We start from the raw sequence: 14,623 nt of genomic DNA on the forward strand, positions 1-14,623 counted from the left end.
AGCTTAACAACTACATATATATTATAATGAATTTTTAAAAATCATCATAAGTATGCAATGACTTTAATGTTTCTTCATAAAACAAAATAGCCATAATTAAATTTGATTTATCTGAATAAGGTAAAATACGCTTTTGAAATTCAATGGTACTTTCAAAATAGTCTTTGGAAGCTTCAATATTATCTTCCAGTGCTTTTTTGTTATCCTTCGTCTCCGGAATTCCCATAGATGCCATTGTAACACCTGGCTTGGTAGCGAAGGCAATATTTGGCAAGATTTTTACAATAACTTCAATACGCTCTTTATAGAGCTCCAACAACTCTCCCTTTTGCATATGTTCCAATTGATCTCTGTCGTGATACTTTGCAATAGAGACCTTACCGCTAATAATGCTAGGAGATTCCTCTTTATTCTTTTGGGCAAAACCAATGCCCGTAACAAGTATAAAAACAATACTTAATAGGGTAAATTTAGTTTTCATAGTTTAGATTTAAGGCGTTAACTGTAGCAAATTTATGCAATTAAACGTAAAAAACAAGCATTTCATCGATTTTTTTCGTAAAATTTACATAAATTTCATCTAGACACTAAATAATCTCCACGTTCCCATACTTTATTTACAATCAATAAAATACCATAATTTAAACATGAACTTTACGCAACCTTAAGGCATTGCCTATTACAGATACCGAACTAAAACTCATGGCCAGAGCAGCCAACATAGGCGACAATAATACCCCGAAAAATGGATACAACACTCCTGCTGCAACAGGCACTCCAATGGTATTATAAATGAGTGCGAAAAATAGATTTTGTTTGATGTTCTTCATTACGGCGTGACTAAGATTTTTAGCCTTAACAATACTCTGTAAATCTCCCTTTACCAAAGTAATCATGGCGCTTTCAATAGCTACATCAGTACCTGTCCCCATAGCAATCCCTACATCACTTTTGGCCAATGCAGGAGCATCATTAATACCATCACCAGCCACAGCCACTACTTTTCCTTCATTTTGTAAGCCTTCCACCTCCTTAAGCTTATCCTCTGGCATCAACCCAGCCTTAAAGTGAATACCACCAAGCTCCGAAGCCACAGCTTGAGCCGTCTTTTCATTATCCCCTGTAAGCATTAGAACGTCTACTCCCAAATCCTGAAGCTCCTTGATAGCTTTGGCACTAGTCTCCTTTATTTTATCCGCAATAACGACATAGCCCTTCACTTTTTCATCCATTGCTAAAAAGGACACTGTTTTTCCCTGCTCCTGAAAAGTTTGAACTTCCTTTTGCATTTCACGGGAGACCTCAGCCCCTATTTCCTTCATCAATTTTAAATTTCCCAAAACCACAGCTACTCCATTCACTATTCCCTGAACCCCTTTTCCTGTCAAGGATTCAAACTTATAGACATCAAACACCTTTATATGTTGCTTCTTCGCATGGCTTACAATAGCGTCTGCCAAGGGGTGCCCACTATTGCTATTTAGGGAGGCTGCATATTGCACCAACACGTCGTGGCCGTTACTTTCTTCACCAAAACCTACTATTTTCTCTACGGTAGGTTTTCCTTCAGTGATAGTTCCTGTTTTATCTATTATTAAGGTGTCTACCTTGTCCATGGTTTCCAATGCTTGGGCATTTTTTATGAGCACGCCATTTTGGGCACCTTTTCCCACTCCCACCATTACGGACATGGGTGTTGCCAATCCCAAAGCACAAGGACACGCAATGATCAAAACCGCAATAGCATTGATCAGGGCGTATACATAGGCTGGCTGTGGCCCCCAAACCACCCAAACTATAAAGGTGATGATTGATACCAAAACCACAATGGGAACAAAGTACGCAGAAATACGGTCAGCCAATTTTTGAATAGGCGCTCGACTCCTACTAGCCTCATTTACCATTTGTACAATTTGAGACAAAAGTGTATCGCTCCCCACCTTTTCAGCTTTCATAATAAAGACTTGGTTCCCATTAATAGTCCCACTATTTACTTTATCTCCTTTTACTTTATTCACTGGGATGGGTTCTCCGGTTATCATGGATTCGTCTACAGCCGATTCTCCCTGTACAATTACCCCATCCACTGGAATTTTATCTCCGGGCTTCACCTTCAGTAAATCTCCAAGGACAATTTTATCAATGCTCACCTCTAGTTCTTCTCCATCCACAACTTTTATAGCCTTGTTAGGCGCTAATTTCAACAACTCCTTTACTGCCGAATTGGTTTTACTGTGAGCTTTTGCCTCCAATAATTGCCCTAGTAACACCAAAGTCAATATCACGGTAGTGGCTTCAAAATACACATGCACCACTCCTGATGCTGTTTTGAACTGCTCTGGAAACATATTTGGCACTAACAAACCGGCCACACTAAACACCCAAGCTACACCTGCTCCTATACCTATTAAGGTAAACATATTTAAGTTCCATGTTTTGATACTCCTATAAGCACGCTCAAAGAACATCCAAGCGGCATAAAACACGACAGGCAAGGACAGGGCAAACTGCCCCCAGTTCCAATATTTTTGATCCATTATATTATGTAAAGGATTATTATGCCACATATCGCTCATCGCTATCAAGAAAATAGGAAGTGTAAAGGCTACCGCCAACCAAAACTTTTTCAAAAGCTTTTTATAGGTCTGTTCTTCGGCAGACAGTTGTGGTTTCACAGGCACCAGATCCATTCCACAAATAGGACAATCACCCGCTTCATCTTTAAAAACTTCTGGGTGCATAGGGCATGTCCATTGCTGAGTTGCCACTGCAGACAAGTTTTGTTCTTCCACTAAATCCATTCCACAAACAGGACAATCGCCAGGTTTGTCGTAGGTTTTATCGCCTTCACAATGCATGGGGCAATAAAACACTCCTGTCCCCTGTCCTTTGGGAAGCGTTTCATTTTTTGGCGGCTGTTCTTGTCTTTCGCCTGGCATATGGATACTATAACGTCCTCCGTCTGCCTTAAGAGCATCTTGAAAGGTTTCAATAGGAATATGTGACGTCATTTCAATCGTGGCTTCAGCTGCTTCTAAATCAACTACAACCTTAGAAACATTTGGCACCTTGGACAAGGTGCCTTCCACATGCTTTCTGCAGCCATTGCAGGACATGCCATTTATGTGATAGGTATGAACCATACTATATATATTATATTGAATATTGTTGAGAATTTCACGAAGGCAAGCTTCTAAAGAAAATTTCTAAATAGACCATAAAGGTACTATATCTTTTTGGGACCTTAGAAGATTTTCACACGCACATCACCTTATTCTTTTGCACTTCTCTGGCATCAATTATTTCCATAGGATATACATAGGGTTGCTATGGGGATACTATATTAAAGAGAGCTCCTCTAAATTATTTTTAGACACCTTCAGAAAAAAAACCAAAACCAAGAAATCTTCTTCTATAAATAGCTACAAAAACACTGTTTTGGTCATGGCGACCATAAAAAAGGAAAAATTATTTTTCAAAATCGGTAAAAAGTTGTCAACTATTACGTTTTCGTTAAATATTTCCTAAAGAAATCAAGAATAACATGATATATATCATAATATAAAATGGAATCCTACAATAGCTTTGATGTAACAAACGGAATTGTAACATAAACTTTGAATCATGGATATCTCACACATTGAGCATATTGGAATTGCTGTTGAAAACCTAGAAGAAGCCATAAAATATTATGAACAGGTTTTAGGAATGGAGTGCTATGCTATAGAAGAGGTTGTCGATCAAAAAGTGAAGACAGCCTTTTTTTTGGTCGGTGCTAGTCAAACCAAAATCGAATTATTAGAGAGTACTTCTCCCGATGGCCCCATTGGAAAATTTATCGCTAAAAAGGGACCGGGAATTCACCATATAGCCTTTGCCGTAAACGACGCTACCGAAGCCTTACAATTGGCAGGCGACAGAGGCGTACAATTAATAGACCAACAGTCGCGCAAAGGAGCAGAAGGTCTCAACATAGGCTTCCTGCATCCAAAATCTACCTTAGGAGTCCTAACCGAACTCTGTTCAAAATAAGTACCAAAAAAATCAGACGGTAACAAAAACATACCCCATGGCAAATCAAGATAAAATTAATGAGCTCATCGCCAAACGCGCTGAAGCTCGATTAGGAGGCGGAGAAAAACGCATCGACTCACAACACGCTAAAGGAAAACTAACCGCTCGCGAACGTATTGAAATCCTTTTGGATGAAGACAGTTTTGAAGAATTTGATATGTTCGTCACGCACAGAACCAAATCCTTTGGCCTGGACAAAGAGCGCTATCTATCGGATGGTGTGGTTACCGGCCATGGTACTATAGATGGTCGTATCGTGTATGTGTTCTCCCAAGATTTTACGGTTTTTGGTGGATCCCTATCAGAAACCTATGCCCTAAAAATTTGTAAGATCATGGATATGGCCATGAAAATTGGAGTTCCCGTTATAGGACTGAATGATAGTGGTGGGGCCCGTATACAGGAAGGTGTACGCTCTCTGGCAGGTTATGCTGAAATTTTCCAAAGAAACATTATGGCCTCTGGAGTCATTCCCCAAATCTCATCCATCTTGGGGCCTTGCGCTGGAGGAGCCGTATACTCTCCTGCCCTCACCGATTTTACCATCATGACCGATCAAACCAGCTATATGTTCGTTACAGGACCTAAAGTAGTTAAATCGGTTACTGGTGAAGAGGTGACCACCGAGCAATTAGGAGGCGCCACTATCCATTCTACCAAATCTGGGGTATCTCACTTTTTAGCAGAAAATGATGAAGAAAACTTAATGTTGATAAGAAAGCTTTTAAGCTACCTACCTTCCAACAACCTTGAGGAGCCGCCAACAATTTCAACTTCCGATCCTATTGACAGATTAGACGATGAGCTAAATAGCATCATTCCAGAGAATCCAAATCAACCCTATGATATTCTGGATGTAATCTCAATTATTACCGACAATGGAGAATTTTTGGAAGTCCATTCCAATTACGCCAAAAACATTGTGGTAGGATTTGCTCGTTTTAATGGACATCCGGTTGGTATTGTTGCCAATCAACCTAAATTTTATGCCGGAGTTCTAGATTGTGAATCTTCTAGAAAAGCAGCGCGCTTTGTTCGTTTCTGCGATGGATTCAATATTCCATTGGTAACGTTGGTTGATGTTCCAGGATTCTTACCTGGAACAGGTCAAGAGTATGCCGGTATTATTCTTCATGGAGCCAAACTGCTATTTGCTTACGGAGAAGCTACGGTACCTAAAGTAACCATTACTCTAAGAAAATCATATGGTGGAGCCCATGACGTAATGAGCTGTAAACAACTACGAGGCGACTTGAATTATGCATGGCCAACAGCGGAAATTGCCGTAATGGGAGCTAAAGGAGCCGTTGAAGTATTGGAAGGTTCAAACATTAGAAAAATTACTGATGCCGATGAGAAATTAAACTACATCGAAGAAAAAGAGAATGAATACACCACCAAATTTGCCAATCCATACGTGGCTGCCAAATATGGTTTTATAGACGATGTAATCGAACCTAGAAATACGCGATTCCGAATTATCCGAGGTCTGGAATTGCTGGCCAACAAGAAAGAGGTGAATCCACCTAAAAAACACTCTAATATCCCATTGTAATCATGAATATACCACTATCCATAAGCAATATAGATGAAGGCTATGTCATCCTTTTAACGGGGTTGTTGATTGTATTTTCAGGCCTTCTTACCCTAACCTTGTTCTTTAAGTTCGGGCTGCCCCTACTCCTAAAATTTTACAATGGATTAAAACCAGGGAAACCAAAGAAAAAAAACAAAGAGAGCATAGTCAACAAAGACCTTGGCAATGCATTTACAGGTGAGGTTGCTGCCGCTATTTCCATGGGAATCCATCTCTACCTTGATGAACAACATGATAACGAAAATGCCGTGTTAACCATTAAACAGGCACGTAAAATGTACTCCCCTTGGAGTTCTAAAATTTACGGAGCATACAATAATAGATTTTAAGAATCACTAGACAGCTAAATCATGAAAAATTTCACATTCAACATAAATAAAAACAGCTATAAGGTTAAAATTCTATCTCACGAGGATAATACCATAAACCTTGAAGTTAACGGGACTAGCTACTCGGTAGAACTAGAGCAGGAAATCAAAAAACAAAAAACGCCTGTTCTAGCCAGAAGATCCTCTTCTGCCAACACAGAAAAGCCCAAAGTGGTCAACCCTAGTTCTTCAAACAAGCGAGCTATTACTGCACCTATCCCTGGTGTAATCTTAGCTTTAAATGTACAAGTTGGAGATCAAGTAAAAGAAAACGATCAGCTATTGATATTGGAAGCCATGAAAATGGAAAATAGCATCGTTGCCAATAAGGCCGGGGTTGTAACTGCTATCCATGTGGCCGTTGGAAAACAAGTACTGCAAGGTGATGCTTTGATAGAAATAGAATAAACCAGCCATGTTTTCTTAGGAATTCACAAAGTAGCACAACTACTTAACAGGCCCAAAACTAAAGAAAATGAAAAAATTAGCATTAATATTTGGAGTTATATCGATATTGCTTTTCATAAAACCAGTCCTAGGACTCACCACAAGCGCTACCAATACAACCACCACAGAAATATCTACCACAACCACAACCAGTGAGGAAAATTTTATAACAGAAGCCTTTGATGGCATCAAGCAGTTTTACGCTTACACTGGTTTTGCCAATGCCCAATCGGGACATATCATCATGATTATTATAGGTATTGTATTTATATACCTAGGTATCAAATTTGATTATGAACCATTGTTGCTAATCCCAATAGGCACCGGGGTTATAATAGGAAATATCCCCTTCGTCGTAGGAAATCAAACCGGTATTTATGAAACCGGATCTGTACTTAATTACCTGTATTTTGGCGTCGTCAAGGGAATTTACCCGCCCTTGATATTCCTAGGAATTGGAGCCATGACCGATTTTTCTTCCCTGATTGCCAATCCAAAACTTATGTTATTGGGAGCCGCTGCCCAAATAGGGGTATTCGGAACTTTTTTAGGAGCCCTCTACCTTGGTTTTGCCCTTCCCGAGGCAGGTGCGATAGGAATTATTGGAGGTGCTGATGGCCCTACGGCAATCTTCCTATCCTCCAAATTAGCCAATGGTATTAATATCCTGCCCGATGGCACCACGGTTAAAAACCTGATTGGTCCTATCGCCATTGCCGCCTACTCTTATATGGCATTGGTACCAGTAATCCAACCGCCAATCATGAAGTTGTTGACTACCAAAAAGGAACGTCTCATCAAGATGAAACCTCCTAGAGCGGTATCCCAAAAGGAAAAAATGATCTTCCCTGTGGCCGCCTTATTATTGACAACGTTCATCTCCCCTAGTGCCCTACCACTTTTAGGTATGTTGTTCTTTGGTAACCTATTAAAAGAATCAGGACGTACCGAACGTTTGGCTGAAACCGCAAGAACCAAACTTATCGATATCGTAACCATTCTGTTAGGTGTAACGGTGGGAGCTTCTACACAAGCAGACATCTTTATCACAAAAGACTCTATGCTCATCTTTGGATTGGGAGCTATTTCCTTCGTGATTGCTACTATGGGAGGGCTCTTGTTTGCGAAACTTATGAACGTATTCCTTAAGGGAGACGAAAAAATAAACCCACTAATTGGAGCTTCCGGTGTATCTGCAGTTCCAGATAGTGCGCGCGTGGTACATGCCGAAGGTCTAAAGGCAGACCCTACCAACTATTTGCTCATGCACGCTATGGCACCAAACGTTGCTGGTGTTATAGGATCGGCCATTGCAGCAGGTATTCTTTTGAGCTTTTTAGCTTAAACACTGATTAGTAAAATGAAAGCAACGAACTAAAATGATATTGTTATGAGTTTATCAAATGTAATGAATCCACCACAAGTGTCTAGCTTACCAAATTTAATGACTGCAGATGAAGCTGTAAAACTGGTAAAATCTGGAGACACCGTACTCATTCAAGGAGCTTCAGCTACACCTCAGGCATTGGTTAAGGCTTTAGTGGCAAGAGGACCAGAACTTAAAGGCGTAGAAATTGTACACCTACATACAGAAGGCGAATGCGGCTATGTGTCGCCAGAGCTAAGAGATAACTTCCACACAAGTGCCTTTTTTATTGGGGGCAACATCCGTAAAAGCATTGGTGACACCGCAGATTACATCCCTATTTTTTTAAGTGATATCCCTAGCCTTTTTAGAGAAGGTTATATGGAACTGGATATCGTTTTGGTAAATGTTTCTCCACCAGACAAACACGGATTTTGTTCTTTGGGAGTCTCTGTAGATATTATTGTGTCTGCCATTGAAACAGGGAAAACCGTCATCGCACAAATCAACTCTAGAATGCCTCGTACCTTTGGAGATGGCATTGTACACATCAGCAACTTTACAGCCTGTGTGGAAGTAGACGAACCTATCTACGAAATGCAATTGGCTCCGCCTACCAAAGAAGAAGCTACCATTGGAAAAAACATTGCAGAGATTATCGACGATGGTGCGACTTTACAAATGGGAATTGGAGGAATTCCAAACGCCGTATTATCGTATTTGACCAACCACAAAAACTTGGGAATCCATACAGAAATGTTCTCCGATGGTATTGTAAGCTTAGTCGAAAAAGGCATTATTAATGGTTCTAATAAAAAACTAAATCCCTACAAAATAGTGTCTGGTTTTGCCATGGGAACCCAACGTCTTTATGACTTTATGGATGACAATGCCGAAATTGAAATGCGTGATATCGCCTATGTTAACGATACGGCCGTCATTCGTCAAAACCCAAAAGTGACCGCAATCAACTCGGCGATTGAAATAGATATTACAGGCCAAGTATGTGCCGATTCCATAGGAACCAGAATGTTCTCAGGTGTAGGAGGCCAAATGGACTTTATGCGTGGAGCTGCCCTATCCAAAGGAGGTAAACCTATCATTGCCATGACTTCAACCACTTTGAAAGGTGTGTCTAAAATTGCGCCTATTTTAAAACCAGGTGCCGGAGTTGTGACAACCAGAGCCCATGCTAGATATGTAGTTACCGAATTTGGGGTAGCCGAATTATTTGGCAAAACCTTGAAAAAACGTGCGGAAGCACTCAGAAACATTGCGCACCCAGACCATAGAGAAGAATTGGACAAAGCCATTTTTGAACGTTTCGGAAGATAAGCAAGACAGCAAAGTTCAACATAAAAACAAACGTATGAACACTCAAAATAACACACTCTTTTCCAACTTTGCGCCCATTACCAAAGAGCAATGGTTGGAAAAGGTGAACATCGACTTAAAAGGAGCCGATTTTGACAAAAGATTGGTTTGGAGAAATTTAAACGACATTACGCTCCCTCCTCTTTATACGCCGGAAGATGCCATTACACAACTGTCCAATACCGGTGAAAATGCAGCGGCATTTGTAAACTACAGACATATCAAGGTTAATTCTGCTACAGAGGCCAACACTCAAGCTTTAAAGGCCATCGCAGAAGGGATTACAGGATTGATTTTTGAAGTAACAACAGAGGCTTCTGTAGTACAACTGTTAAAGGATATTGACCTCAACACCATTAGTGTGTCCTTCCAATTGGAAGATGAACTATTGGAATTTGCAACAAATTTCTTTGCCTACGCCAACAACCATTTGATTGCTCCAGAAAACTTAAAAGGTTTTATCGACCTTAATCTCATTACGGAATACGTGACTACCGGAAACCTTCCACAGTCTAAGCTAAATGACCTTAACCGCTTGGTGGAACTAGGTAGCGCCTTCCCTAATTATAAAACCTTGAGTATTTCCGGAACTGCATTTTTGGATTCTGGAAGCAATCAGGTACAAGAGGTTGCATTTACCCTAAACGCCTTAGTTTATGTTATTGAAAACTGTTTAAAAAATGAAGGTAATCTCGAAACCTTATTCAACAACCTGCACTTCCAATTGGGAATTAGTTCTGAGTACTTTGTTGAAATAGGAAAATTTAGAGCTTTCAACAGCTTGTTGGCAGCCATTGCCAAAACTTATGGCGTAACTGAATACAAACATAGTTTAACTGCTAAAACATCGGTTTGGAGCAAATCGGTCACAGATCCTCACACCAACTTGTTACGTGCCACCACAGAGGCCATGTCGGCCTTGTTAGGCAACGTCGATGCTGTGGTTATTGATCCGTTCGACAAGGAGTTTAAGGAAACTTCAGCGTTTTCAAATAGAATTGCAGGCAATATTTCAACGATATTAAGAGAAGAATCCTATTTCGGGAAAGTGGCTAACCCTGTGGACGGTTCTTATTACATAGAAGATGTCACTTCAAAAATAGCAGAAAAAGCACTTGCCCTATTTAAGGAAGTAGAAACTCGAGGTGGTTTTTATGACGCTTTTGAAAGCGACTATATCCAACAGCAAATCGCGGAAATCCGCCAGAGAAAACTAACACTTTTAAGTCAGCGTCGTTTGGCCATGGTAGGAGTCAACAAATACCCCAACCTTATGGAAAGCATTCCTTCCAATATTTTATCCGAGGGAAGTAGCCAATCCAGCAAACTATTGACACCGCGACGTGCTACTCAGGAAATTGAAGCCCTTAGAAGAACCACTGAAGAACTTGTAGAAACCAGTAAAAAACGTCCTATTGTAGAGCTCAGCAGTTTCGGAAATCTCACCATGAGAAAAGCGAGAGCTGCCTTTTCATATGACTTTCTAGGAGTTTCAGGCTTTGAAGTTTGGCAGGAGAAAAGTTATAATTCGGCTCAAGAAGCAGCCGAAAGCAGTGCCACATCAAATTCTGATGTCGTAGTGATCTGTAGCTCCGACCAGGATTACGAAACGGATGCCCTAGACTTTGTAAGCACCTTTAGAGCTCTAAACAAAGACAAAATTCTGTTACTGGCTGGAAATCCAGTAGCACTTATAGATGCCCTCAAAGAAGCAGGCTTGGATGATTGCATCCATATCAAATCGGATGTCATTCAAACTATTTCAGGGATACAACAAAAACTAAATGGCCTAGTTGCACACTAACCTGTGAAAGACCATTGAATCACAAAAACAATGACTTATGAAACGAGATTTTTCAACTCTAAGTTTAGACCATAACTCACAGGAAACCAAAGCTACAGGTAAAAAGGCCATTTGGAATACCCCTGAAGGCATCCCTGTGAAAACCCATTTTAATAAAAAAGACATTGCCGAAGCTGAGCACTTAAACTTTGTGGCAGGCTTACCACCTTTTACCAGAGGGCCGTATAGCGCCATGTACGCCTTACGCCCATGGACCATTCGTCAATATGCCGGTTTCTCCACTGCGGAAGAATCCAATGCCTTTTACAGAAGAAACCTTGCCGCAGGTCAAAAAGGACTTTCGGTAGCCTTTGATTTGGCCACACACAGAGGCTACGATTCCGATCACCCAAGGGTAACCGGTGATGTTGGAAAAGCCGGGGTTGCCATCGATTCCATTTTGGATATGGAAATTTTATTCGACCAGATTCCCTTGGATAAAATGTCGGTTTCCATGACTATGAACGGTGCCGTACTTCCTATTATGGCCTTTTATATTGCCGCTGCCAAAAAACAAGGAGTAGCTTTGGACCAACTGAGTGGTACCATTCAAAATGACATCCTAAAGGAGTTTATGGTGCGTAACACCTACATTTATCCACCATTACCTTCCATGAAGATTATTGGGGATATTTTTGAATACACCACCCAACACATGCCAAAGTTCAATTCTATTTCTATTAGCGGGTACCACATGCAGGAAGCAGGTGCCACGGCAGATATTGAATTGGCCTATACCTTGGCAGATGGTTTGGAGTACATCAAAACAGGATTGGCTGCGGGCCTAAAAATTGATGAATTCGCACCAAGGCTTTCTTTCTTCTGGGCCGTTGGAATGAACCATTTTATGGAGATTGCCAAAATGCGTGCCGCGCGTATGCTTTGGGCAAAAATCATTAAACAGTTCAACCCAAAAAATCCGAAGTCGATGGCATTGCGTACCCATAGCCAAACTTCGGGTTGGAGCTTGAGTGAACAGGATCCGTTCAACAATGTGGCCAGAACCTGTATTGAAGCTATGGCTGCTGGTTTGGGAGGCACACAATCCCTACACACCAATGCCTTAGACGAAGCCATTGCACTTCCTACGGACTTCTCCGCGAGAATTGCACGTAACACCCAAATTTACATTCAAGAGGAAACACAAATCACCAAAGCGGTAGACCCATGGGCAGGCTCCTATTATGTTGAGTACCTTACCCAAGAAATCGCCAAAAAAGCGTGGAAACTTATTGAAGAAGTTGAGGAATTGGGTGGTATGGCCAAAGCCATTGAAACTGGCGTTCCTAAAATGCGTATTGAAGAAGCTGCCGCAAGAAAACAAGCCAGATTGGATTCTGGTCAAGATATTTTGGTGGGTGTGAATAAATACCAAACCGACGAAAAATCGGATATTGAAATCTTGGAAGTGGATAATTCCGCGGTGAGAACGTCTCAAATCGAACGTTTGAACAGCCTTAAAGCTAACAGAGATCAAGCTGTGGTAGACACCAAACTAAAAGCACTTTCCAATTGTGCCGAAACAGGCAAGGGCAATCTGCTGGAATTAGCTGTAGATGCTGCTGAAAACTTTGCCACTTTGGGTGAAATCTCCGATGCTTTAGAAGCTCACTTTGGACGCCACAAAGCAGACACCAGACTTATCAGTGGTGTCTACAGAAAAGAGGTGAAAGATGATTACACCTTTGAGGAAGCCCAACAATTGGCAGACAAGTTTTCTGAAATTGAAGGCCGTCGCCCAAGAGTTATGATTGCCAAAATGGGACAAGATGGACACGATAGAGGCGCTAAGGTAGTCGCCTCCAGTTTTGCCGATCTTGGCTTTGATGTGGATATGGGCCCCTTATTCCAAACCCCTGAGGAAGTTGCCAAACAAGCCATAGAAAACGACGTGCACTTTGTGGGCGCCTCTAGTTTGGCGGCTGGACATAAAACCCTAATTCCGCAGTTAATAGAGGAATTGGAACGCTTGGGAAGACCTGATATTTTGGTCTTTGCCGGAGGGGTGATTCCTGAACAAGATTACCAATATTTGTTAGACCGTAAAGTAGCTGCTGTATTTGGTCCAGGAACCGTGATTGCCAAGTCGGCCATCACCATTATGGACAAATATCTAGCACTCGATTAATAGCACTTTTTTTTGTTTAAATCTGTTTTAATTGAAAGCTCCAGGATGATATTAAATCTTGGAGCTTTCTCCTTTAATATGTTTTATAAAACAAATTCCATAAAAAAAGAGCTTATGAAGCTCTTTCAATAAATAGTTTTATTGTTGAAAAATTTAAACCTTAATCGGTTTTAAGGCTCAGTGTTTCCTTAAACTGAGTAATCATATCCTCCGCTGCTTTTACTGGAGAAATTTGAGATGAAATGATTTGACTTTCCAATTTTGGCAGTTGATTGGCGATAGCTTCAGAACCGTAGAACAGTTGCTTCAGTTCCTCATTAATGGTATCATACATCCATTGTATTTTTTGATGGTTTCTATTTTTTATAAAATACCCATTTGAAGCAACCAAATCTCGATAATTCAAGATATTTTCCCAAACAGTCTCAATCCCCGTGTTATGCAAAGCAGATGCTTTTGTCACTGTTGGAGTCCACCCCGATTCTGAAGGCGGAAATAAATGAAGTGCATTTTGATATTGAAGTCTAGCTTTATCACTTTGCTTCATATTATCACCATCGGCTTTGTTGATCACTACCATATCGGCCATTTCCATGATGCCCTTTTTAATCCCCTGCAATTCGTCGCCGGCGCCGGCTAACATAAGCAGTAAAAAAAAGTCGGTCATGCCATGCACCGCAGTTTCGGATTGTCCTACCCCTACAGTTTCAATTAAAATAATGTCGTAACCGGCCGCTTCACAGAGCAACATACTTTCGGCGGTTTTATTGGCTACACCCCCAAGCGTTTCCCCTGAGGCCGAAGGTCGGATGTATGCGGCTTCCATCCCACTGAGTTCTTCCATACGGGTTTTGTCACCTAGTATACTTCCTTTGGAACGTTGGCTACTTGGATCTATAGATAGAATAGCCACTTTATGACCTTGGGAAATGAGGTATTTCCCAAACGCTTCAATAAAGGTACTTTTCCCCACTCCGGGAACACCTGTCACCCCTATGCGCATGGAGTTACCGGACGCTGGCAAGATTTTTTGAATGATTTCCTTTGCGAGGATTTTATCACTTTCCAGATTACTTTCAATAACCGTAATGGCACGCGATAACACCATACGGTCTCCTTTAAGTACCCCATCGATGTAGGCTTGGGCAGACAGTCTATTTTTAGGTTTGTAGTGTTTCATAGTAAAAGTGTTAGTACAAAAATAAGAAGTGAACTTCACTTATAATATGACATCTATCCATAATTAAGCACATTGTTCTTTAATTGGATTTATTCTGGCAGTCCCCTAAGAGAACTTATTAAACTGCTAAACAAATGAATCAACCCCTATAACCAATTGACATTCTTTTATTTAGTATCTTTCAACTATCTTAAAACCAGACCTTCAATTAAAACATGCCGCAGCCACAAATGCACATAGAAAAGC

General features: G+C 40.9%; 11 protein-coding genes. 8 read left to right on the forward strand and 3 right to left on the reverse strand.

Annotated features, from left to right (window positions below; translation table 11 throughout):
- Positions 1–34: 34 nt before the first annotated feature.
- The gene (locus tag ZA05_RS08085) at positions 35–481 is read right to left on the reverse strand and encodes a hypothetical protein (RefSeq protein WP_053991192.1); all 447 of its coding nucleotides are present in this window, start codon (positions 479–481) and stop codon (positions 35–37) included.
- Positions 482–641: 160 nt separating this feature from the next.
- Positions 642–3,143 (reverse strand): heavy metal translocating P-type ATPase, encoded by a 2,502-nt coding sequence (locus ZA05_RS08090; RefSeq protein WP_053991193.1) that lies wholly within the window; start codon positions 3,141–3,143, stop codon positions 642–644.
- Positions 3,144–3,624: 481 nt separating this feature from the next.
- Between ZA05_RS08090 and mce the strand changes: the two genes are divergently transcribed.
- From mce to scpA, 8 genes are all read left to right on the forward strand, one after another.
- Complete coding sequence (gene mce, locus ZA05_RS08100; RefSeq protein WP_053991195.1) at positions 3,625–4,032, forward strand: methylmalonyl-CoA epimerase; 408 nt, start codon at positions 3,625–3,627, stop codon at positions 4,030–4,032.
- A gap of 37 nt (positions 4,033–4,069) precedes the next feature.
- Positions 4,070–5,629, forward strand: a complete 1,560-nt coding sequence (locus ZA05_RS08105) for an acyl-CoA carboxylase subunit beta (RefSeq protein WP_053991196.1) — start codon at positions 4,070–4,072, stop codon at positions 5,627–5,629.
- A 2-nt stretch (positions 5,630–5,631) separates the two neighbouring features.
- Entirely contained in the window at positions 5,632–6,000 is a 369-nt protein-coding gene (locus ZA05_RS08110) for an OadG family protein (protein ID WP_053991197.1), read from the forward strand.
- A gap of 21 nt (positions 6,001–6,021) precedes the next feature.
- Positions 6,022–6,447 carry a biotin/lipoyl-containing protein gene (locus ZA05_RS08115; protein ID WP_053991198.1) on the forward strand — a complete coding sequence of 142 codons (426 nt, stop codon included), beginning with the start codon at positions 6,022–6,024 and terminating at the stop codon, positions 6,445–6,447.
- A 67-nt stretch (positions 6,448–6,514) separates the two neighbouring features.
- Positions 6,515–7,831 carry a sodium ion-translocating decarboxylase subunit beta gene (locus tag ZA05_RS08120; RefSeq protein ID WP_053991199.1) on the forward strand — a complete coding sequence of 439 codons (1,317 nt, stop codon included), beginning with the start codon at positions 6,515–6,517 and terminating at the stop codon, positions 7,829–7,831.
- A gap of 45 nt (positions 7,832–7,876) precedes the next feature.
- Positions 7,877–9,187: an acetyl-CoA hydrolase/transferase family protein gene (locus ZA05_RS08125; protein WP_231632470.1), complete on the forward strand. Its 1,311-nt coding sequence runs from the start codon at positions 7,877–7,879 to the stop codon at positions 9,185–9,187.
- Between the two features lie 34 nt (positions 9,188–9,221).
- Positions 9,222–11,030, forward strand: coding sequence for a methylmalonyl-CoA mutase family protein (locus ZA05_RS08130; RefSeq protein WP_157514616.1), 1,809 nt, complete (start codon positions 9,222–9,224; stop codon positions 11,028–11,030).
- 37 nt (positions 11,031–11,067) lie between these two features.
- Positions 11,068–13,197 (forward strand): methylmalonyl-CoA mutase, encoded by a 2,130-nt coding sequence (gene scpA / locus ZA05_RS08135; RefSeq protein WP_053991202.1) that lies wholly within the window; start codon positions 11,068–11,070, stop codon positions 13,195–13,197.
- Positions 13,198–13,357: 160 nt separating this feature from the next.
- On the opposite strand, the gene meaB is transcribed toward scpA, so the two are convergent.
- Positions 13,358–14,377, reverse strand: coding sequence for a methylmalonyl Co-A mutase-associated GTPase MeaB (gene meaB, locus ZA05_RS08140; protein ID WP_053991203.1), 1,020 nt, complete (start codon positions 14,375–14,377; stop codon positions 13,358–13,360).
- Between the last annotated feature and the right edge of the window lie 246 nt (positions 14,378–14,623).

Source organism: Mangrovimonas sp. TPBH4 (genome assembly GCF_001280505.1).
In the GTDB taxonomy this organism is placed as follows: domain Bacteria; phylum Bacteroidota; class Bacteroidia; order Flavobacteriales; family Flavobacteriaceae; genus Mangrovimonas_A.

Coding starts and splice junctions, on each gene's coding strand:
- ZA05_RS08085 (WP_053991192.1), bottom strand. CDS start 481: ATGAAAACTAAATTTACCCTATTAAGTATTGTTTTTATACTTGTTACG.
- ZA05_RS08090 (WP_053991193.1), bottom strand. CDS start 3,143: ATGGTTCATACCTATCACATAAATGGCATGTCCTGCAATGGCTGCAGA.
- mce (WP_053991195.1), top strand. CDS start 3,625: ATGGATATCTCACACATTGAGCATATTGGAATTGCTGTTGAAAACCTA.
- ZA05_RS08105 (WP_053991196.1), top strand. CDS start 4,070: ATGGCAAATCAAGATAAAATTAATGAGCTCATCGCCAAACGCGCTGAA.
- ZA05_RS08110 (WP_053991197.1), top strand. CDS start 5,632: ATGAATATACCACTATCCATAAGCAATATAGATGAAGGCTATGTCATC.
- ZA05_RS08115 (WP_053991198.1), top strand. CDS start 6,022: ATGAAAAATTTCACATTCAACATAAATAAAAACAGCTATAAGGTTAAA.
- ZA05_RS08120 (WP_053991199.1), top strand. CDS start 6,515: ATGAAAAAATTAGCATTAATATTTGGAGTTATATCGATATTGCTTTTC.
- ZA05_RS08125 (WP_231632470.1), top strand. CDS start 7,877: ATGAGTTTATCAAATGTAATGAATCCACCACAAGTGTCTAGCTTACCA.
- ZA05_RS08130 (WP_157514616.1), top strand. CDS start 9,222: ATGAACACTCAAAATAACACACTCTTTTCCAACTTTGCGCCCATTACC.
- scpA (WP_053991202.1), top strand. CDS start 11,068: ATGAAACGAGATTTTTCAACTCTAAGTTTAGACCATAACTCACAGGAA.
- meaB (WP_053991203.1), bottom strand. CDS start 14,377: ATGAAACACTACAAACCTAAAAATAGACTGTCTGCCCAAGCCTACATC.